The sequence below is a fragment of the Sphingomonas koreensis genome (assembly GCF_002797435.1).
Taxonomy (GTDB): Bacteria; Pseudomonadota; Alphaproteobacteria; order Sphingomonadales; family Sphingomonadaceae; genus Sphingomonas; species Sphingomonas koreensis.
The window spans coordinates 246,335-264,145 of record NZ_PGEN01000001.1; the positions used below are offsets into that span (position 1 = coordinate 246,335).

The 17,811-nt window shown below is 65.2% G+C and carries 23 protein-coding genes; 9 read left to right on the top strand and 14 right to left on the bottom strand.

All coding sequences use genetic code 11. The features are described from left to right. Positions 1–5 precede the first annotated feature (5 nt). On the top strand, positions 6–1,532 hold the full coding sequence (gene trpE, locus BDW16_RS01260) for an anthranilate synthase component I (RefSeq protein WP_066575392.1): 1,527 nt from the start codon (positions 6–8) through the stop codon (positions 1,530–1,532). A 1-nt stretch (position 1,533) separates the two neighbouring features. Here trpE and BDW16_RS01265 read toward each other — a convergent pair whose 3' ends face one another. Further along, the gene (locus BDW16_RS01265) at positions 1,534–1,944 is read right to left on the bottom strand and encodes a hypothetical protein (RefSeq protein WP_066575393.1); all 411 of its coding nucleotides are present in this window, start codon (positions 1,942–1,944) and stop codon (positions 1,534–1,536) included. Between the two features lie 376 nt (positions 1,945–2,320). Between BDW16_RS01265 and BDW16_RS01270 the strand changes: the two genes are divergently transcribed. After that, entirely contained in the window at positions 2,321–3,685 is a 1,365-nt protein-coding gene (locus BDW16_RS01270; protein ID WP_174532042.1) for a class II 3-deoxy-7-phosphoheptulonate synthase, read from the top strand. Between the two features lie 4 nt (positions 3,686–3,689). Here the strand turns inward: BDW16_RS01270 and BDW16_RS01275 are convergent, their stop codons facing one another. The 3 genes from BDW16_RS01275 to BDW16_RS21440 are packed head-to-tail and all read right to left on the bottom strand — an operon-like array spanning position 3,690 to position 5,709. Next, complete coding sequence (locus BDW16_RS01275; RefSeq protein ID WP_083954214.1) at positions 3,690–4,226, bottom strand: GFA family protein; 537 nt, start codon at positions 4,224–4,226, stop codon at positions 3,690–3,692. Then, positions 4,223–4,804: a DUF1579 domain-containing protein gene (locus BDW16_RS01280; RefSeq protein WP_125958818.1), complete on the bottom strand. Its 582-nt coding sequence runs from the start codon at positions 4,802–4,804 to the stop codon at positions 4,223–4,225. Before BDW16_RS01280 ends, BDW16_RS01275 begins: the two co-directional genes overlap by 4 nt. After that, positions 4,804–5,709, bottom strand: a complete 906-nt coding sequence (locus BDW16_RS21440) for a hypothetical protein (protein WP_198585753.1) — start codon at positions 5,707–5,709, stop codon at positions 4,804–4,806. Before BDW16_RS21440 ends, BDW16_RS01280 begins: the two co-directional genes overlap by 1 nt. A gap of 313 nt (positions 5,710–6,022) precedes the next feature. Here BDW16_RS21440 and BDW16_RS01295 point away from each other — a divergent pair, with 313 nt between their 5' ends. Continuing rightward, a complete protein-coding gene (locus tag BDW16_RS01295) occupies positions 6,023–6,913 on the top strand; it encodes a LysR substrate-binding domain-containing protein (protein WP_198585754.1) in 891 nt (296 codons plus the stop codon). 6 nt (positions 6,914–6,919) lie between these two features. Here the strand turns inward: BDW16_RS01295 and BDW16_RS01300 are convergent, their stop codons facing one another. From BDW16_RS01300 to BDW16_RS01310, 3 genes are read right to left on the bottom strand one after another with little or no spacing between them, the layout of a single operon-like run. Further along, complete coding sequence (locus BDW16_RS01300; RefSeq protein WP_075153248.1) at positions 6,920–7,570, bottom strand: CoA transferase subunit B; 651 nt, start codon at positions 7,568–7,570, stop codon at positions 6,920–6,922. Between the two features lie 19 nt (positions 7,571–7,589). Then, a complete protein-coding gene (locus tag BDW16_RS01305) occupies positions 7,590–8,582 on the bottom strand; it encodes an HAD family acid phosphatase (protein ID WP_066575403.1) in 993 nt (330 codons plus the stop codon). After that, positions 8,579–9,286, bottom strand: coding sequence for a CoA transferase subunit A (locus BDW16_RS01310; RefSeq protein WP_066575729.1), 708 nt, complete (start codon positions 9,284–9,286; stop codon positions 8,579–8,581). The genes BDW16_RS01305 and BDW16_RS01310 overlap by 4 nt, the downstream gene beginning before the upstream one ends. A 201-nt stretch (positions 9,287–9,487) precedes the next feature. Between BDW16_RS01310 and BDW16_RS01315 the strand changes: the two genes are divergently transcribed. Next, complete coding sequence (locus BDW16_RS01315; protein WP_066575405.1) at positions 9,488–9,712, top strand: hypothetical protein; 225 nt, start codon at positions 9,488–9,490, stop codon at positions 9,710–9,712. 73 nt (positions 9,713–9,785) lie between these two features. Here the strand turns inward: BDW16_RS01315 and BDW16_RS01320 are convergent, their stop codons facing one another. Continuing rightward, a complete protein-coding gene (locus BDW16_RS01320) occupies positions 9,786–10,055 on the bottom strand; it encodes a GlsB/YeaQ/YmgE family stress response membrane protein (protein ID WP_371836683.1) in 270 nt (89 codons plus the stop codon). Between the two features lie 112 nt (positions 10,056–10,167). Here BDW16_RS01320 and BDW16_RS01325 point away from each other — a divergent pair, with 112 nt between their 5' ends. Beyond that, positions 10,168–10,692 carry a gamma carbonic anhydrase family protein gene (locus tag BDW16_RS01325; protein ID WP_066575407.1) on the top strand — a complete coding sequence of 175 codons (525 nt, stop codon included), beginning with the start codon at positions 10,168–10,170 and terminating at the stop codon, positions 10,690–10,692. A gap of 83 nt (positions 10,693–10,775) precedes the next feature. Then, a complete protein-coding gene (locus tag BDW16_RS01330) occupies positions 10,776–11,759 on the top strand; it encodes an NAD(P)H-dependent flavin oxidoreductase (RefSeq protein WP_066575410.1) in 984 nt (327 codons plus the stop codon). A gap of 3 nt (positions 11,760–11,762) precedes the next feature. Here the strand turns inward: BDW16_RS01330 and BDW16_RS01335 are convergent, their stop codons facing one another. Next, on the bottom strand, positions 11,763–12,227 hold the full coding sequence (locus BDW16_RS01335) for a DUF1465 family protein (protein ID WP_066575413.1): 465 nt from the start codon (positions 12,225–12,227) through the stop codon (positions 11,763–11,765). An 85-nt stretch (positions 12,228–12,312) separates the two neighbouring features. Beyond that, the gene (locus BDW16_RS01340) at positions 12,313–12,510 is read right to left on the bottom strand and encodes a DUF465 domain-containing protein (RefSeq protein ID WP_066575419.1); all 198 of its coding nucleotides are present in this window, start codon (positions 12,508–12,510) and stop codon (positions 12,313–12,315) included. Between the two features lie 150 nt (positions 12,511–12,660). Here BDW16_RS01340 and BDW16_RS01345 point away from each other — a divergent pair, with 150 nt between their 5' ends. Beyond that, positions 12,661–12,816, top strand: coding sequence for a YdcH family protein (locus BDW16_RS01345; protein ID WP_075152121.1), 156 nt, complete (start codon positions 12,661–12,663; stop codon positions 12,814–12,816). A gap of 105 nt (positions 12,817–12,921) precedes the next feature. Here BDW16_RS01345 and BDW16_RS01350 read toward each other — a convergent pair whose 3' ends face one another. From BDW16_RS01350 to BDW16_RS01365, 4 genes are all read right to left on the bottom strand, one after another. After that, positions 12,922–13,299 (bottom strand): PilZ domain-containing protein, encoded by a 378-nt coding sequence (locus BDW16_RS01350; RefSeq protein WP_241230499.1) that lies wholly within the window; start codon positions 13,297–13,299, stop codon positions 12,922–12,924. 118 nt (positions 13,300–13,417) lie between these two features. Beyond that, complete coding sequence (gene dksA, locus BDW16_RS01355; RefSeq protein ID WP_066575425.1) at positions 13,418–13,882, bottom strand: RNA polymerase-binding protein DksA; 465 nt, start codon at positions 13,880–13,882, stop codon at positions 13,418–13,420. A 632-nt stretch (positions 13,883–14,514) separates the two neighbouring features. Continuing rightward, positions 14,515–15,183, bottom strand: coding sequence for a hypothetical protein (locus BDW16_RS21840; protein ID WP_176573228.1), 669 nt, complete (start codon positions 15,181–15,183; stop codon positions 14,515–14,517). Positions 15,184–15,226: 43 nt separating this feature from the next. After that, a complete protein-coding gene (locus tag BDW16_RS01365) occupies positions 15,227–15,670 on the bottom strand; it encodes a host attachment family protein (protein ID WP_066575428.1) in 444 nt (147 codons plus the stop codon). 88 nt (positions 15,671–15,758) lie between these two features. Between BDW16_RS01365 and serS the strand changes: the two genes are divergently transcribed. Next, positions 15,759–17,036 carry a serine--tRNA ligase gene (gene serS, locus BDW16_RS01370; protein ID WP_066575430.1) on the top strand — a complete coding sequence of 426 codons (1,278 nt, stop codon included), beginning with the start codon at positions 15,759–15,761 and terminating at the stop codon, positions 17,034–17,036. Then, positions 17,033–17,797: a 5'/3'-nucleotidase SurE gene (gene surE, locus BDW16_RS01375; protein ID WP_066575432.1), complete on the top strand. Its 765-nt coding sequence runs from the start codon at positions 17,033–17,035 to the stop codon at positions 17,795–17,797. Before serS ends, surE begins: the two co-directional genes overlap by 4 nt. The last annotated feature ends 14 nt before the right edge of the window (positions 17,798–17,811 follow it).

Consider the following 17,811-nt stretch of genomic DNA (forward strand, 5'->3'; position numbering starts at 1 on the left):
TCGCGATGACGACGGGAGTTGAGGGGGGAGTAGAGGGTCTCGACGCGGCCCGGGCGGCGCTTGCACAGGGCCGTCCCGCGCTCGTTTGGCGACGGCAGCTCGCCGATACCGACACGCCGGTATCGGCGGCGCTCAAGCTCATCGAGCCGGGCCGCGGCGATTTCCTGCTGGAATCGGTCGAAGGCGGCGCAGTGCGCGGCCGTCACAGCCTGATCGGTCTTGCGCCGGACCTCGTCTTCCGCGCGCATGGCCAGCAGGCGGAAATCAACCCATTCTGGCTCACCGATCGCGACGCTTTCGCCCCCGCCGCTCAGCCGACCCTCGAGGCCCTGCGTACGCTCGTACAGAGCTGCCGGATGGACGTCCCGGCCGAACTCCCGCGCGCACTCGCCTGCCTGGTTGGCTATTTCGGCTATGAAACGATCGGGCTGGTCGAAACGCTACCCCGCGCGGACGAAGACGCGCTCGGCCTGCCGGACATGATCTTCGTGCGGCCGACGGTGATCCTGATCTTCGACCGGCTGGCAGATTCGCTCTTCCTCGTCGCGCCCGTCTGGCCCGGTTCCACCCGTGATCCCGAAGCACGGCTTGCCGATGCGGCCGAGCGGATCGACGCCACTGCGGCACGCCTCGCAACCGCCCCGCTTCCGCCCAAGGTGGCTGGGGACGCTCTTGAGATCGCAGCCCGGCCCACCCTCGCGGATGGCGACTATGCCGCGATGGTAGCGCGCGCGAAGGAGTACATCACAGCGGGTGATATCTTCCAGGTGGTACTCGCCCAGCGCTTCACCGCGCCCTTCGCGCTACCGCCGATCGAGCTCTACCGCGCGCTGCGCCGGGTAAACCCCTCCCCCTTCCTCTATTTCCTCGACCTGCCCGGCTTCGCACTCACCGGATCCAGCCCGGAGATCCTCGTCCGCGTCCGCGATGACGAGGTGACGATCCGCCCGATCGCCGGCACCCGCCCCCGCGGCAAGACCGCGGCTGAGGACGAAGCCAACCGGACCAGTCTGCTCGCCGATCCCAAGGAGCGCGCCGAGCATCTGATGCTGCTCGACCTCGGCCGCAACGATACCGGCCGCGTCGCGCAGGCCGGCACCGTCCGGGTCACCGACAGCTACACAGTCGAATTCTACAGCCATGTCATGCACATCGTGTCGAACGTGGTGGGCAAGCTGCGCCCCGATGCCGACGCGCTTGATGCGTTGTTCGCGGGCTTCCCGGCAGGCACCGTTAGCGGCGCGCCGAAGGTCCGCGCGTGCGAGATCATCGCCGAGCTGGAGCGTGAGCAGCGCGGCCCCTATGCTGGCGGCGTCGGCTATTTCTCACCCGACGGATCGATGGACAGCTGCATCGTGCTGCGCACCGCCATCGTGAAGGACGGGACGATGCACGTCACCGCGGGTGCGGGGATCGTGGCAGACAGCGACGCGGCCTATGAGCAGCGCGAATGCGAGGCCAAGGCCGGCGCCCTGTTCGCCGCCGCCCGCGAAGCCGTCGCGCGCGCCAGCGAACCGGGTTTCGGGCAGTAGGTTAGTTTTCTCCGCCCGGGATTGCCGCTTCTTCCGCCTTTTGCGCGGCGCGTTCGGCACGCCAGTTCTGGAGCATCTGGATCGTGCATCCGGTATGGCCGTAGCTGCCGATCGGCGAGCAGCTTCCCGGGAGCACCTGGCGGTTCACTTCATCGACCAGTTCGGCGCGCCGCTTCCAGCTCGTGCTCGCCGGTGTCGGCTCGCTCTTCCGCAACGATTTGGGGATGCGATAGGGCGATTCCCCGACCTTTGAGCAGATGACGACCTCTTCCTCGCTTGAGGCCTTCGGGCACTGATCGTCACCATAAAGAAGCACGCTGCGCACCCGCTGCGGCGGCGCATTGTCGTCGTCTGCCTCTTGCGCAAGCACCGGGGTCGCGGCCAGCGCCGCCAGCATCAGAACTCGGATCATCACGCAACTCCCGTCAGGCACACGCCTGACATAGGTATCGCATCGGGCCGCATTAAGGCCGCCTGAACCGTGATCGGCTGCCAATTTGAGATTTACCCCAAACGGGTGAATTTATCGCTTGCACCCATTTACCCGGCGGGGGTAAGGCGCTCGCACCATGACGACATTAGCTGGTTCGAAAATCCGCCGCTTCCGCGAAGAACGCTCCCTCTCCCGCGCCGCCTTCGGCGCATGGTTCGACACGCCCGGTTCGACCGTTCAGGGCTGGGAAGAGGATGGCAAGCGCGCTTCGCCCGCCGTGCTCAACCAGATCGCCGCCAACGGCATCGCGCATCATCAGGACTGGTACGTCCATGTCCGTAATTTGGAGCAGGCCATGGGATGGACCCCCGACAGCTGGAAATCGGCCGAAGCGCGCCAGCTCCCGATTTACCCCGATACCGCTACGCTCGCTGCCGCGACCACCCAGCTTTCAAGCTTCCCCCCGCTGGTGTTCGCCGGCGAAGCGCGTGCGCTGACGCAGGAACTGGCCAAAGTCGCACGCGGCGAGGCCTTCCTGCTGCAGGGCGGTGACTGCGCAGAGAGCTTCGCGGAGTTCCACCCCAATAACATCCGCGATACCTTCCGCGTCATCCTCCAGATGGCAGTCGTGCTGACCTTTGCGTCGAAGCTGCCGACGGTGAAGGTCGGCCGCATGGCCGGCCAGTTCGCCAAGCCGCGCTCGGCTGATACCGAGACGATCAATGGTGTCGAGTTGCCCAGCTACCGCGGCGACAATGTCAACGACATTGCCTTCACCCCAGAAGCACGCATCCCCGATCCGCAGCGGATGATCCAGGGCTACAGCCAGTCCGCCGCGACGCTCAACCTGCTGCGCGCCTTCGCCAGCGGTGGCTACGCGAACCTGCATCAGGTCCACAAATGGACGCTCGACTTCATGGGCAAGAGCCCCTGGAGCGCCAAGTTCGCCGATGTCGCCGACCGGATCGGCGAGGCGCTGGACTTCATGCAGGCCTGCGGGATCGACGCCGACAGCGTCCCCCAGCTCAAGGGCACCGATTTCTACACCAGCCACGAAGCGCTCCTGCTCCCCTATGAGCAGGCGCTGACCCGGCAGGATTCGCTCACCGGTGACTGGTACGACACCAGCGCCCACATGCTCTGGATCGGCGACCGCACCCGGTTCGACGGATCGGCGCATGTCGAGTTCCTGCGCGGTATCGGCAACCCGATCGGCATGAAGTGCGGACCCAGTCTCGAGCCCGACGCGCTGTTGCGCCTGCTCGACACGCTGAATCCCGCACGTACACCGGGCCGCCTAACCCTCATCACCCGCTATGGCCATGACAAGATCGAGGACGGTCTGCCCAAGCTCGTCCGCGCGGTGAAGCGCGAGGGGCATCCGGTGGTGTGGAGTTGTGACCCGATGCACGGCAACGTCGTCAAGGCGGCCAATGGCTACAAGACCCGCCCGTTCGAGCGCATCCTGGCCGAGGTCCGCGGTTTCTTCGCCGTGCATCGCGCCGAGGGCACCTATGCCGGCGGCATCCATGCCGAGATGACCGGACAGAACGTGACCGAGTGCACCGGCGGCATGATCGACGTCAGCGAGCACGACCTGGCCGATCGCTATCACACCCATTGCGACCCGCGCCTCAACGCGGGGCAGAGCCTCGAGCTGGCCTTCCTGCTGGCCGAGATGCTCAACGAAGAGATGGCGGAGCGGCGCAAGGCCGCTTGAACGGTCAGGCCTCGATGGGTCCCGCAACCTCGATCCGGGGGTTGCGGAACCCCATCGCGATCCATGCGCCGAGCAGCTTAGCGTAGAAGCCGATCGAGTGGCTCTTCAGGTTGGGAATGTCGTCCGGCAACCTCGATGCATCGGCGAGATCGCCGGTCATCGTCCGCAGTTCGGGCTTGGGCCGGTCGCGTTCCGGCCACAGGTGCAGGTAGATGCTCAGCCAGTGCCCGCTCTTCACCTCGAGGAACAGGGGCGTGTTGCAGCACGCCGCGACCACGCGGCGCGTACCGGCATCAGGTTTCAATTTGAACTCGCGCAGATGTTCCACTCCCGCCAAGATGCGTATCCGGTCCTTGCGATATTCGGCTGCTGGCGTCGCGGCGTAGTCGGTGAGGATGGTGGGCGCGCCTGGAAGGGCGGCAAGCCGAGCCGCCGCTGCCCGACAACTGTCGCATAGACACTCAGACACCAGGATCGGCTTGCCCGACACCTCGAAGTGCGTGGCGCCGCATGTACACCCGATCATCATGCTGTCATTCACCTCGCATCCTCCATTCTCAGATAGCGCATCACCCAGTTGGTCTCCCATGTCACGCCGTCATCGACCGAGAAGGCTTGCTCCCATCGCGCCTCCTCCCGGTTCACCGATGCAAACTGTCCCCGTACCAGCAACTGCCGGCCCTCGAATGTGTCGCGCGACAAGAATGTGCCGACACCCCTGGAGAACCGCCCGTACAGTGGCGGGTCGATCTTGCTCAGATCGCCCCCCGACAGATACCAGTCCGCCCAGCGACCGCCCGGCTCGTCCAACGCGCGCAATCCCATGCCGTAGCTGGTTCGCCCGCCGCGGTACGAGATGCTCTCGTTGAGATTGACGAGCCCGCCGAACATCTGCTGGCAATGCGTGCGGCCAGCGAACGCCTCCCAGTCGTTGCTCCCCGCCAGCCGCTTGCGTAGCCGCTGATGCTCGACGCGCCAGCTGCCGAGGAAATAGTCGAAATCCCCGCGAGAAGCTGTTCCAGGCGGTAGCTGCACCTCCGCTTCGGCCGCCTTCACCCCCCGCGCGCTCAGCCCCGCCAGCGCCAGCACCGCGCTCTGGATCACTCTCCGCCGTTGCATCATGCCATCCGCGTGAAATCGGAGACCCAGTTGACCTCCCAGCTATCGCCTCCGTCCGCTGAGAAGGCTTGTTCCCACCGCGCGGTCGTCCCTGTGATGCGCGACCAGGTGACACGTGCCTTGACCGGCCGCCCCTCATGTTCGTCATCGGAGAAATAGGTCCCGACCCCATCGACGAACCTGCCACGCAGCGGCGTGCCGATCTTTCCCGGGTCACGCCCGTCAAGCCACCAGCTCAACCACTCGCGCGTCGCCGGATCCCATGCGCGAAAGCCCACGCCGCGGAACGCGCCGCCCGGCGCGTTCATCAGATTGTCGCCGACATTACCGTTGCCGCCCAGCGTCGGCCAGTTGACGAAGGTCCCGCTGAACTCGTCCCATTCGCGGCTCCCGATCAGCCGCTTGCGCAGCTTGCGATGACGCACGGTCCAGCGCCCCGCCAGGAAACCCCAGTCATCGGGCGCACGCGTCGCGTCTCCTTGCGGCAGCAAAGGCAAGGGGGTCGGGGTCGCCGCGGTGCGAGTGAAGAAATTCTCCCAGTTCATTTCCCAACTCGCCCCGTCATCCGGCGAAAAGGATTGCTGCCAGTGCGGTCGCGAGCTGCGGATCCCCCGCCAGCGAAAGCGCACGTCAATCAGGCGCCCTTCGAATAGATCCGATCCGCTGAAGGTTCCCGAATCGCCATGGAACCGCCCGGTCACTGGCGGGTCGATCCGAGTCGGGTTGCGCCCGTCCAGCCACCAGATCGACCAGCGATCGCTCGCGGGATCATAGGCGCGGATGCCCACCGCCCGGTAATCGCCACCGGGCAAGTGCAGGATATTGTCGTCGATCGTACCAAGCCCGCCCAGCGTCATCCAAACCGCGCTGGTTCCGGCAAAGCAGTCCCAATGATTGTCCCGCACAAGCCTTCGCCGAAGCCGTCGGTGCTCGACCTTCCAGTTTCCTTCAAGCCAGGCCCAGTCGCCTCGGCGGTCCACTTCCCAAAGCACGCCACGCGCCGCTGCAGGCAGAACGAGCCCGGCTCCACCCAATCCCGCAATCATCGCCCGCCGATCCAGGGCGTCAAAGTTCCTCATGCGTCCGCCCTCCAGCAAAGACTGTCGCTTTCTTGCGGCCTTGCTGGACGTTCCGGGACTCGAAAGATCGCCTCCTACCCCTAGTATGGCTTAGGGTAATGCTTCCCATTCGATTCCGACAGGTTAAGCTTGCTTTGTGGTGACCTCCGACCTGCCCTCGCTGATCGCTATTCGCGCCTTCGAAGCAGCTGCGCGGCTCGGCGGTTTCGCATCCGCCGCGCGTGAGCTTGATACCACTGCCGCGGCGGTCAGCTACCATGTCCGTCGGCTTGAGCAGGAGCTGGGGATCGACCTGTTTCACAGGCATGCGCAACGCGTCGAGCTGTCGACGGCGGGTGCGCTCCTCGCGGCAGACGCGCTGTCCGCCTTCACCACGTTGCGTGCAGGGTTCGCCCGGGCAATCGATGCCGACCAGACCCGGCTCGGCATCACTGCCCTGCCCTCGCTCGGTACGACCTGGTTAGCGCCGCGCCTGGGGCGATTTCGAGCGCTCCATCCCGAATTGAGGGTCGAGCTTGACCTTTCGCCCGATCCCCGCGACCTCGCCGGCGGTGGCTACGATGTCGCGATCCGCAACGGGCATGGCAACTGGCCGGCGCTGCATGCGATCCCGCTGTTCCCCAGCGTGTTCACGCCATTATGTGCACCCGGGCTGGCCGATATCGCCCGCGACCTCGAAGACCCTAATCGCCAGCTTCGCGTGTCACTGCTTGGCCGACCGGACTGGTGGGCGCTGTGGTACCGCGATCTCGGCCATGCAAACGGCCCGGCGCCGGAGCGTTTCGGCACCACCTTTTCTGCAGAATATCTGGATGTTGCGGCGGCTATCGCCGGTCACGGCGTCGCGATCGGCTCACCGATTCTGTTCGCCGATGATATTGCCGCCGGGCGTTTGACCCGCGTCCATCCGCATGCGGCCACCGATGGCCGCGCCTTCTGGCTCGTCTATCCCGCGGCGCGGCAGCGCAGCGCGAAGATCGTCGCATTCCGCCAGTGGATCGCCGCCGAGATTGCGGCGGCGATCCACTGATGCGGCTCAGGCGGCCGCCAACGCGACCTCGTACTTCGCGGTGGTCTTCGCCGCGAGTTCCTCTTCGGTCACACCCGGCGCGAGTTCGATCAGGCGGAAGGGTGAGTCGTGGTCAGCGCGCTGGAACACTGCCAGATCGGTGATGATCATATCGACGACATTCTTGCCGGTCAGCGGAAGCGTGCACTCGGGGATGAACTTGGGCGTGCCGTCCTTGGCGTTGTGCTCCATTACCACGATGATCTTCTTGACCCCGGCGACGAGGTCCATCGCACCGCCCATGCCCTTGATCATCTTGCCCGGGATCATCCAGTTGGCGATGTCGCCATTCTGCGCAACTTCCATCGCGCCGAGCACGGTCAGGTCGATATGCCCGCCGCGGATCATCGCGAAGCTGTCGGCGCTGCTGAAATAGACCGACTGGGGCAGTTCGCTGATCGTCTGCTTGCCCGCGTTGATCAGGTCGGGGTCTTCCTCGCCCTCATAGGGAAACGGACCGATGCCGAGCATCCCGTTCTCGGACTGGAGCGTCACCTCGACCCCTTCCGGGATATGGTTGGCGACCAGGGTCGGGATGCCGATGCCCAGATTCACGTAGAAGCCGTCGCGCAGTTCCTTCGCAGCGCGGGCCGCCATTTCATCACGAGTCCAGGGCATCATGTCTCTCCGTCGGAAATCACTGGTTTTGGAGTGCCGCAACGCTGCGCACGGGGTTGGGGAGGATGAACCAGCCCGATCCCCACAGCGGCGCGACCATCGTTTCGGTCGCCGCGGTCTGGCGTTTGGCAGCGTCGTTCGTCACCTCGAACAGCGTGCTGAAATCGTTGAGCGAGTCGCCGACCAGCGCGACGACGCAATAGCCGGCAGCGATCACCTGACGCACCTGCTCGTCGCCCTTGCCGGTTTCCGCGCTGCCGGCCAGGATCAGTGTCCGTCCGGGCTCGAACCGGCCAAAGCCGAGATGATCGAGCAGGCCCGCCACGCCGGGCGCGCTTTCGGGGGAACGCCGGGTAGTGAAGATCACCGCAATGCCCTCGCGCCGCGCGGCGTCGATCCCTTCCACGGCGCCGGGGGTCGCGGTCACCGCATCGCTGCCATCCCCCTTCCAGCGGCGCCAGGGCGCATCGGGGTCCGCCGCCTTGTCAGCGCTTTCGTCAAGATCGAAGATCACCGCCAGCGGCTTGCTTCCGCAGCTCGAATAGCGCGGCGCGTCCAACGTCGTGCCGGGCATCAACACCACCGATTGCAGCGGCTCGCCCTTGCGGCGACGTTCGACCTGCAGCGTGAGATGGTTCCACAAAGCCTGATAGGCCTGAAGGCTGTAGGCCGCGGCTTCACCGGTCCCGGCGGTCATACCGTCGCCGGACGGCGGAGGCAGCGTGCCGGGTACAGGAGCGCCGCCCGGCACCGGAAGCGTGTCGTGCCTGGGCTGCGTAATCCTCTTTCCCTCGATCGCTGCCAACGCGGCGCGTCCCTCGGCAGTACGCATGCCGACCGGCTCGCCCTGATCTTGTCGCTCGTCCTTCTTCGCCTTGCGCGTCTTGCCCTCGCCCTTGAGTTGGTCCCGCGCCATCACGCCGCCAGCCACGATCGGCACGGCCGCAACAACGCAGCCGCCCGTCAGCACCGGCAGCAGCATCAACGCGGCCGCGGCGCACAGCCGGTTCACGCGGTTTCCCGCGCCCGCGTGGTCCGGAACTCGATCTTCTTGTCGTATGGCGCGCCCACGATCATCCGCTTCACATAGATGCCCGGGAGATGGATCGCATCGGGATCAAGGCTGCCGACCGGCACCACTTCCTCGACTTCGGCGACACAGATGTTCGCTGCGGTCGCCATCGGCTGGTTGAAGTTGCGTGCGGTCTTGCGGAAGATCAGGTTCCCCGCCTCGTCCGCCTTCCAGCCCTTGATGATGGCCAGATCGGCGCGGATGCCGCGCTCTAGGATATATTCCTGGCCATCGAAGACCTTGGTTTCCTTGCCCTCGGCCACCTTCGTGCCGACGCCGGTCTTGGTGTAGAAGCCGGGGATACCCGCACCGCCTGCGCGGCAGCGTTCGGCCAGCGTGCCCTGCGGACAGAATTCGACTTCCAGCTCGCCGGCCAGATACTGCCGCTCGAACTCCTTGTTCTCGCCGACATAGGAGGAGATCATCTTCCTGACCTGGCGGCTGCGCAACAGCTTGCCCAGGCCCTCATTGTCGATCCCCGCATTGTTCGACGCGATGGTCATATCCCTCACGCCCGAAGCCTGAATCGCGTCGATCAGCCGCTCGGGGATGCCGCACAGCCCGAACCCGCCCGCGCAGATCGTAATGCCATCGTGGAGCAGGCCCTCAAGCGCGGCCTCGGCACTGGGATAGAGCTTCTTCATCGCGGCGATTCTCTCCTGTGTGCGTTTGCGTGCGCGATAGTCGGGCGATCCGGGGGCGGTCAAGCAAAGCTGAACCGGGTTTCAACTTGAGTTGCGGCAAGCGAAACAACGCTGCAACGCAGCAAAGTTACGACGAGCCGAAATTGAAGCGTTAACCCTTCCCCTGTAATTTAGCGCCGCATTTCGGGGCGGGACAGCGCAATGATCGAGTTCACGGTTTTCCTGTATGGGTTGCTGACGGCCTTCGTCCTGATGTCGGCCGGGCAGAATCGCCGTCTCGAGCGTCCCAACCCGGCAATGGTGACCGCAGTCGGCTGGGGCCTGTTCTCGATGTCGTCGACGCTCGCAGTCCTTCTCGGCGGCGTCTCGCTGGCGCTGGCGCTCGGCATGGACATCCCCAGCCTAGCTCACCTCGCCCTTCGCTAACGCACAAGAGCGAACCGGCAAAAAAGAATGGGCGGCCGAAGCCGCCCAGGTGCTTGGGAAGGTTTTGCCCGGGTCAGCGCACCGAACCGCGCCGCACCAGGTTCACGATTCCGAGCAGAACGACTGCGCCGAGGAACGAGACCAGCAGCGAGGTCAGGCTGAACTCCTGCGTGATGGTCGCGCCGCCGATCAGCGGCGTGATGAGCAGGCCCGCCAGCACCGCGCCGACGATACCCACCACGATGTTCAGGAACATGCCTTGCTGGGCATCGGTGCGCATCACGATGCTGGCCAGCCAGCCCAGCACACCGCCTACGACGAGAAGTACGATGAGATTGATCATCTGCCGTCTCCTGCAATCCGGCTCGGCAGTGCCGAGTCATCCAGATATACGGTTGAAACGGCGGGACGTTCCGCCCGCGAAAAAATTCCACGAGGGATGAGGAGAAGCCGCGATGGCCCTGTACGCGTTCGAAGGCAAGGTGCCATCGATCCACCCCGATGCCTGGGTCGCGCCCAGCGCCGACGTGATCGGCGACGCACGCCTGGCCGAAGGCGCAAGCCTTTGGTTCGGTGCAGTGATCCGCGCGGACAACACCCCGATCATCGTCGGCGAACGCAGCAATGTTCAGGAAGGCGCGATGCTCCATTCGGACCCCGGCATCCCCCTCACCATCGGCGCCGACTGCACCGTCGGCCACCATGCGATCCTGCACGGCTGCACGCTGGGGAATCGCGTGCTGGTCGGCATGGGCGCGATCGTCCTCAACCGTGCCGTGATCGGCGACGATTGCCTGATCGGCGCCGGTGCGCTGGTCACCGAAGGGAAGGAATTCCCGCCGGGCAGCCTGATCGTCGGCAGCCCGGCGCGGGCGGTGCGCGAGCTTGACGCTACGGCGCGCACCGCTTTGCTCATTTCCGCGCATAGCTATGCCGATCGCCAGCGCCGATTCCGTGCAGGCCTGACCCGCATCGACTAGCCGTTTCAAGGATTGGGTATGGAGCATACCCCCCTCTTCCTGCGCCCGCTGGACAGGAAATTCAGTTCCGGTATGAAACGCATATGACCCTGCCTGCTCTTTTTGATCGCCTGCGCCTGCCCGTCATCGGCTCGCCGCTCTTCATCGTCTCCGGCCCGGAACTGGTCATTGCCCAGTGCAAGGCAGGGATCGTCGGCTCGTTCCCGGCACTGAATGCGCGTCCGCAGAGCCAGCTCGACGAGTGGCTCCACCAGATCACCGAGGAACTCGCGGCCTGGAACCGCGACAATCCCGACCGCCCTGCCGCGCCCTTCGCGGTCAACCAGATCGTCCACCGCTCGAACGACCGGCTCGAGGCCGATCTCGCCACCTGTGGCAAATGGCAGGTGCCGATCGTCATCACCTCGCTCGGCGCGCAGGAGGCACTCAATCAGGCGGTACACGGCTGGGGCGGCATCACGCTGCACGACGTGATCAACGACCGGTTCGCGCGCAAGGCGGTGGAAAAGGGCGCGGACGGCCTCATCCTCGTTTGCACCGGTGCGGGCGGCCATGCCGGCCAGCTCAGCCCCTTCGCTTTCGTTCAGGAAACCCGAGCCTGGTTCGACGGGCCCATCATCCTTTCGGGCTCGATCGCCAATGGCGGTGCGATCCTCGCAGCGCAGGCGATGGGCGCCGATCTTGCCTATATCGGCTCCCCCTTCATCGCGACCACCGAGGCCCGTGCCGAGGACAATTACAAGAACGGTATCGTCGACGGCTCTGCGTCGGATATCGTCTACACCAGCCTCTTCACCGGGGTTCATGGCAACTATCTGCGCGCCTCGATCGAGAATGCCGGGCTCGACCCCGACAATCTGCCCGAGAGCGATCCGAGCAAGATGAATTTCGGCTCGGGCGGGAATTCGAAGGCCAAGGCGTGGCGCGACATCTGGGGATCGGGCCAGGGCATCGGCGCCATCCATGAGATCACCCCCGTCGCCGAGTTCGTCGATCGCCTCGACAATGAATATCGCGCCGCCCGCGCGCGGGTCGCCGGTCTATCCCAGGGTGGCTGGAGTGCCTGACGTTTAGAAAGCGTGCGCGAGCCGGTCGAGCATCCGCCGTGCGGGGCTCACCGGTACCGGCGCCTCCTCACTCTCGACCACGTCGAACCGGGCGACCCTTCGGTACAGATCCTGGCTCGCCGCGATCAGCCCCTGTGCGGCCAACGGCATCGCATCGAACGAAGCCGCATCGGTTTCCGGCGCCGTGCCGAGGCGCCGCGACGGATCGAGCGCGTCGCCGGCGGGAAGCTCTCCAGCATCGACGGCGCGCTGCGTAAGCAACCATGCGATGACATGCATCAGGCGCGTCGTGACCTTGAGCGACTCGCAGGAGAAGACCACTCGCGTCATCGCGTCGAGCGTGTCGCGCTCGTTCCGCCCCATCTCGTCGAAATAGGCGCGTGCCTCATCAGCCAGCACCATCGACTCGGTATAGAGTGAATCGATCAGCCGCCGGTGAATCCGCGATGTTGCGCTGCCTCTGCTCATCACCGGCAACGCTGACACAAAGGATAGGCAAGCGAAATAGCCAATCTTCGCAATCCCATGTCCCAAAGCGATGCGCGGCGGCACCTCATGCGATGATGTCGGGGATCAGCCCGTCTTCAAGCATCGCGATCTCGTCGCGCAGCCGCAGTTTGCGCTTCTTCAGGCGCGCGATCTGAAGCTGGTCCGGTGCGCTCGCTGCCGCAAGCGCTTCGATCGCCGCGTCGAGATCGCGGTGCTCCACGCGCAGCAACTCCAGGCGGCGCAGAATCTCGGTATCTTCCATCCGTTTACGCCCCCGCCAAGCCAATGCGGTTTCAGTCCACCGCATGACGCCGTTGCCCTGTCGATGCAGCGATTCGCAAGGGGCGACAAGCGCCGCGAATCATGATTTACTCCTTAGTCCCCCCAACCCACGAGCAGGAGGACAGCTTCCATGCAGAACGCGCATCTCTCGGCACTTACGGCCAAGCACGCGACACTCGATCGAAAGATCAGTGCGGAGTCGCAGCGGCCGATGCCTGATCAGATGATCATAGCCGATCTGAAGCGCCAGAAACTTCGTGTGAAGGAAGAAATCACGCACATGTGATGCGTGACCCGGTGTCGCCCTGGCTGAACGGCCGGGGTGACGCCATACACGCGCGCCGCTCCGGGCAGCGGGTGCGCCTTCCCGTCCACATCCGTCAATCTACGGTCAGGGTTTGAAAAGCGGACGCGCCGGGCGTGGTGCGGTTTCGGTCGCCTTTGCATAGCGGGGCGTATGCGTTCCGTTTCCGACAGGCTTGCGCGCCGCCATCGGATAGATCTCCCGGTCGAAGGCGATTCCGATCCGGCCTTCCGCCGTCCAGGCGACTCGCCCGCCAACCCAGCCCACGCCGCGTACATCGACTTGCACCGTGCTCCCGATATCTACCGGCTGCGCATATTCGGCCATCAGGCCGCCGGCGGAGAGGTTCCGAACGCGGACGGTGGCTTCCGGCTCGCCCGCGATTCGCAGCTGAGCCGACAGCAACAGGCTATCGCGAGCCGCGGAACGTTGATGCGTCGGATCTTCGCTCAAATTCGCGCTCATCGGATCGGTCGGAAACTGGTCCATATGCCGTTCTGCAAACTCGCGTTCATGCGCGAATTAGAGCAGGAATCGCTATCCAAAGCGTTAATCGAAATGAGTAGGCGTGCCCGATTTGGCACTATTCGTCGCGTGAAACCTTCTCGTTGCGCTCGTGACGCTCCTGCGCTTCAACAGTCATCGTCGCGATCGGCCGCGCTTCGAGCCGGCCCAGGCTGATCGGCTCGCCCGTCACCTCGCAATAGCCGTACTCGCCATCCTCGATCCGGCGCAGCGCCGCGTCGATCTTGGCAATCAGCTTGCGCTGGCGGTCGCGGGTGCGCAGTTCGATCGACCAGTCGGTCTCGCTCGATGCGCGGTCGGTCAAGTCCGCCTCGCGCAGCGAATCGACCTGTAGCTGCGAAAGCGTGCCCGCCGCTTCCCGATGAATCGCGTCCTTCCACGCCAGCAGCTTCTCGCGGAAATATTGCAGCTGCCGCGGATTCATGAAGGGTTCTTCGGGGCTTGGCCGATATCCATCCGGCAGATCATTGGCAGCCGGCGGCGCCTTTTCGGGTTCGTCGCGGTGCTCGTAAACGGTCGCCATGCCACTCTCCACACCGGGTTTCAGCGGTTGCTCCGATCGAAACCCGACTTTTGCCCGTCGGCGCTATAGGCAGGTGCGTCTTGCTCCACAAGCGTCCGAATCCACAGATTTGTGGGCCAAACTGTTCTTGACGTGTGGAAAATTGCACTTGCCTGAACCGAAAAGGGTGTTGCAGCGCTGGTTAACCATATCGGGTAGCCATGGCCGGATCGGGTAGCGAAGCTGTCTCGGTGTGGCACATTAACCACAGCCTGCGCACTCAACGGAGACAAAACTACCCAAGTTGATGCCGATTTATGGTTAACGCCGTTGCACTTAATGGTTTGTTCTGCACTTTCTGTGCATGAGCCTGCACAGGCGCTGTGTCCGCAGCATCCACGCAGCCTCCGGGAAATAGAGAGAGCGATCATGTCGGTTCGGATGGCCTTGGCTAAATTGTGCGCATGTGCGTGCGGCGGCGCCGTGATCGGCGGTGGTGCGGTGCACGTCGCCGAGTCCCGCGCTGAGCGGTCTTACATGTCGAAACAGCCCGTCGCGGCGAAACGCGTGATCAAGAAGCGTGTCGTGAAGCGCCCGGCCGTCCGCAAGCGGATCGTGCGACGCACCGTCACAACCACGGCGCAGTGCCAGCCTCAGGTGGTCACCGTCACGCCGCAGGGCGCGCCCGTGCCGCTTCCCCCGGTCTTCGCCGAAATGCCGGCGATCGGCGGTGGTGGCGGTGGCGGCGGCGGCGGTGGAGCCGCGGTCGGCGGTGGCGGTTTCGGCGGCGGCTTTGGCGGTGGTTTCTTCGCGGGTGGCTTCTTCGGCGGCTCGGGCGGTTCGGGCGGCAGCGGCGGGATCGTGATCTCGTCCACCTCGTCCGGCGGTTCCACGAGCACCTCGGGCGGCTCGACCTCGTCGGCATCTGGCGGCTCGGGTGGCTCAGGCGGTTCGTCTACCTCGACCTCGACCGGCGGCGTGTCGAGCACCAGCACCTCCTCGACCGGCGGGTCTTCGACCAGCTCGGCCTCGGGCGGTTCGTCGACTTCGGCATCGTCCTCGGGCGACGTGTCGTCCTCCTCGAGCGGCAATGTCTCGACTTCGACCTCCACCTCGGCTTCTTCGTCGGGCGACGTCTCGTCCTCGACCTCGAGCGGCTGGAGCACGTCGAGCGGCTGGAGCAGCACCTCGTCGACCAGCACTTCGACCTCGACCAGCACGTCGAGCGGCGGCAGCAGCTCGTCGGGCGGCCCCGATCCGGTCCCCGCCCCGCCGATGGTCCTCTTGTTCGGTGCGGCTGCCGCGGCTCTGGTCGTGCGCAAGCGCTTCCAGAACCGCAAAGCGAAGGAAGCCGAGGCGGGCTGATTATCCGGCGCCGATAAGCGCCTGCTCGATTTCGGGTATCGTATGGCGGGTGAGATCCTTGTCGATCTCGCCCGCCAAGCGATTCTCTACTTCCTTGTGATAGTGTTTCCGCAGCTCGCCCAGTGTTCTGGGCGGCGCAATGACGATCAGCGATTCGAAGTCGTTCTCAAGCGCGCGCTTGCGCAGCAGTTCCGCTGTTTCCGCGGCGAAGCGGTCCTCCTCCAGCTGGTGAAAATCAGTCTCCTCATAGGCGCTACGCCGCGCGCCCACGCTCTGGAACGAGCGGCCGGGCGCGTCGGTTTTCTGTGCGCCGTTCGACGGATTCTCCTGCACCCGCTTGCGTTCGAGCTGAAGGTTGGGATGGGTCGCATCGCCCTCGTTGCGCAGGAACAGCATCTTGCGGCCGTCGGCCACGACGACAAAGGCGTTGTGCGGAAGCAGCATCACTCTTCTCCTTACTGTGCGGCAAGGTGAACGCGCGGCATGCGTCGCGGGTTGCGCGAGCCATCGCCCCTCGCCATAGCCCTGCCCCATGCATGACATCCGCCTGATCCGCGACAATCCCGAAGCCTTTGACGCGGCGCTGATCCGCCGCGGGGCCGATCCGCTCGCCGCCGGCCTGATCGCACTCGACGAATCGCGTCGCGCGCTTACCACCCGCCAGCAGGAGGTGCAGGCGCGCCGCAACGACCTGTCGAAGCAGGTCGGACAGGCCAAGGCCGCCAAGGATGAAGCCCGCGCCCAGGCGCTGATGGCCGAGGTCAGCGCGCTCAAGGACGAGCTGGAACGGCTCACCACCGATCAGGCCGAAGCCGACGAGGTGCTGAAGACCGCCCTCGCCGCGATCCCCAACCTCCCCGCCGCTGACGTTCCCGATGGTGCCGACGAAGACGACAATCTGCTTGTCCACACGCGCGGCGAGCAGCCCGTCTTCGCCTTCGAACCGCGCGAGCATGACGCCTTCGGTCCCGCGCTCGGCCTGGATTTCGAGACCGGCGCGCAACTCGCCGGCGCCCGCTTCACGCTGGTCCGCGGCCATGCCGCGAAACTCGCCCGCGCGCTCGGTCAATTCATGCTCGATACGTTGACCGGCGATCACGGCTATGAGGAGGTTAACCCGCCCATCCTCGTCCGCCCGGACGCGATGTTCGGCACCGGCCAGCTGCCCAAATTCGCCGAGGACAGCTTCCAGACCACAGATGGACGCTGGCTGATTCCTACCGCCGAGGTCAGCCTCACCAACATCGTACGCGAGCAGATCCTGGCCGCCGACACGCTGCCGCTGCGCTTCACGGCGCTGACCCCCTGCTTCCGCTCCGAGGCTGGCGCGGCGGGCCGCGACACGCGCGGCTACATCCGCCAGCACCAGTTCGACAAGGTCGAGATGGTCTCGATCGTCACCCCCGAGGAATCGGAGGCCGAGCATGAGCGCATGACCGCCTGCGCCGAGGGCATCCTCACCGCGCTCGGTCTGCCCTTCCGCCGGATGAAGCTGTGCGCGGGCGATATGGGCTTCTCCGCGACGCGGACCTACGATCTCGAAGTCTGGCTGCCCGGTCAGGCCCGCTATCGCGAAATTTCGTCCTGCTCGGCCTGCGGTGACTTCCAGGCGCGCCGCATGAACGCGCGCTATCGAGGGGCCGACGGCAAGCCGGCCTTCGTCCACACCCTCAACGGATCGGGCCTTGCGGTCGGGCGCACGCTCGTCGCGGTGCTGGAGAATTACCAGCAGGAGGACGGGTCGGTCGCGGTGCCGGAGGCGCTCAAGCCGTATCTGCGCGGCCTCAACCGCCTCGAACCAGCCGCGTGAGGATCCTCCTCACAAACGATGACGGGGTCCATGCCCGCGGCCTTGAAGTGCTCGAACGAATCGCCCGCACCCTGTCGGACGATATCACCATCGTCGCGCCGCTCGAGGAACAGTCGGGCAAGGGCCGCTCGCTCAGCCTCACCGAACCGGTTCGCCTGCGCCGCTTCGGCGACCGCCGTTTCGCGGTCACCGGCACCCCGACCGACGCAGTGATGATGGCGCTGGCGGAGATCATGAAGGAGTCGCCGCCCGACCTCATCCTCTCGGGCGTCAATCGCGGCGCCAATCTGGCCGAGGATGTCAGCTATTCCGGCACCGTCTCCGCCGCGATGGAGGGCGCGCTGGCCGGCATCCGCTCGATCGCGCTCAGCCAGCGCTACGCCGCCCCAGCACCCGGCGAACGGGTCAGCTTCGAAGCCGCAGAGCAGTGGGGCGAACGCGTGCTGCGCCCGCTGATCGACGCACAATGGGCGCCGCGCACGCTAATGAACGTCAATTTCCCGCCCATCCCCGCCGCCGAAGTGGCAGGGGTCAAGGCGGTGCATCAGGGCCTGCGCGACTATGGCCGGATGAAACTCGACAAGCGTACAGACCCGCGCGGGTTCGACTATTACTGGTTCGGCCTCGGCCGGATCGACCATACGCCTGCCGCGAACACCGATCTTGAGGCGATCGAAATGGGTTACGTCACCGTCACGCCGCTACATCTGGACATGACGCACCGCGAATCCCTTGATATGGTTACCGATATATTTCGTTAGTGCCGGGGGGCAGG

Coding starts and splice junctions, on each gene's coding strand:
- trpE (WP_066575392.1), top strand. CDS start 6: ATGACGACGGGAGTTGAGGGGGGAGTAGAGGGTCTCGACGCGGCCCGG.
- BDW16_RS01265 (WP_066575393.1), bottom strand. CDS start 1,944: ATGATCCGAGTTCTGATGCTGGCGGCGCTGGCCGCGACCCCGGTGCTT.
- BDW16_RS01270 (WP_174532042.1), top strand. CDS start 2,321: ATGGGATGGACCCCCGACAGCTGGAAATCGGCCGAAGCGCGCCAGCTC.
- BDW16_RS01280 (WP_125958818.1), bottom strand. CDS start 4,804: ATGCAACGGCGGAGAGTGATCCAGAGCGCGGTGCTGGCGCTGGCGGGG.
- BDW16_RS01300 (WP_075153248.1), bottom strand. CDS start 7,570: ATGCCCTGGACTCGTGATGAAATGGCGGCCCGCGCTGCGAAGGAACTG.
- BDW16_RS01310 (WP_066575729.1), bottom strand. CDS start 9,286: ATGAAGAAGCTCTATCCCAGTGCCGAGGCCGCGCTTGAGGGCCTGCTC.
- BDW16_RS01315 (WP_066575405.1), top strand. CDS start 9,488: ATGATCGAGTTCACGGTTTTCCTGTATGGGTTGCTGACGGCCTTCGTC.
- BDW16_RS01320 (WP_371836683.1), bottom strand. CDS start 10,055: ATGATCAATCTCATCGTACTTCTCGTCGTAGGCGGTGTGCTGGGCTGG.
- BDW16_RS01325 (WP_066575407.1), top strand. CDS start 10,168: ATGGCCCTGTACGCGTTCGAAGGCAAGGTGCCATCGATCCACCCCGAT.
- BDW16_RS01330 (WP_066575410.1), top strand. CDS start 10,776: ATGACCCTGCCTGCTCTTTTTGATCGCCTGCGCCTGCCCGTCATCGGC.
- BDW16_RS01335 (WP_066575413.1), bottom strand. CDS start 12,227: ATGAGCAGAGGCAGCGCAACATCGCGGATTCACCGGCGGCTGATCGAT.
- BDW16_RS01340 (WP_066575419.1), bottom strand. CDS start 12,510: ATGGAAGATACCGAGATTCTGCGCCGCCTGGAGTTGCTGCGCGTGGAG.
- BDW16_RS01345 (WP_075152121.1), top strand. CDS start 12,661: ATGCAGAACGCGCATCTCTCGGCACTTACGGCCAAGCACGCGACACTC.
- BDW16_RS01350 (WP_241230499.1), bottom strand. CDS start 13,299: ATGAGCGCGAATTTGAGCGAAGATCCGACGCATCAACGTTCCGCGGCT.
- dksA (WP_066575425.1), bottom strand. CDS start 13,882: ATGGCGACCGTTTACGAGCACCGCGACGAACCCGAAAAGGCGCCGCCG.
- BDW16_RS01365 (WP_066575428.1), bottom strand. CDS start 15,670: ATGCTGCTTCCGCACAACGCCTTTGTCGTCGTGGCCGACGGCCGCAAG.
- serS (WP_066575430.1), top strand. CDS start 15,759: ATGCATGACATCCGCCTGATCCGCGACAATCCCGAAGCCTTTGACGCG.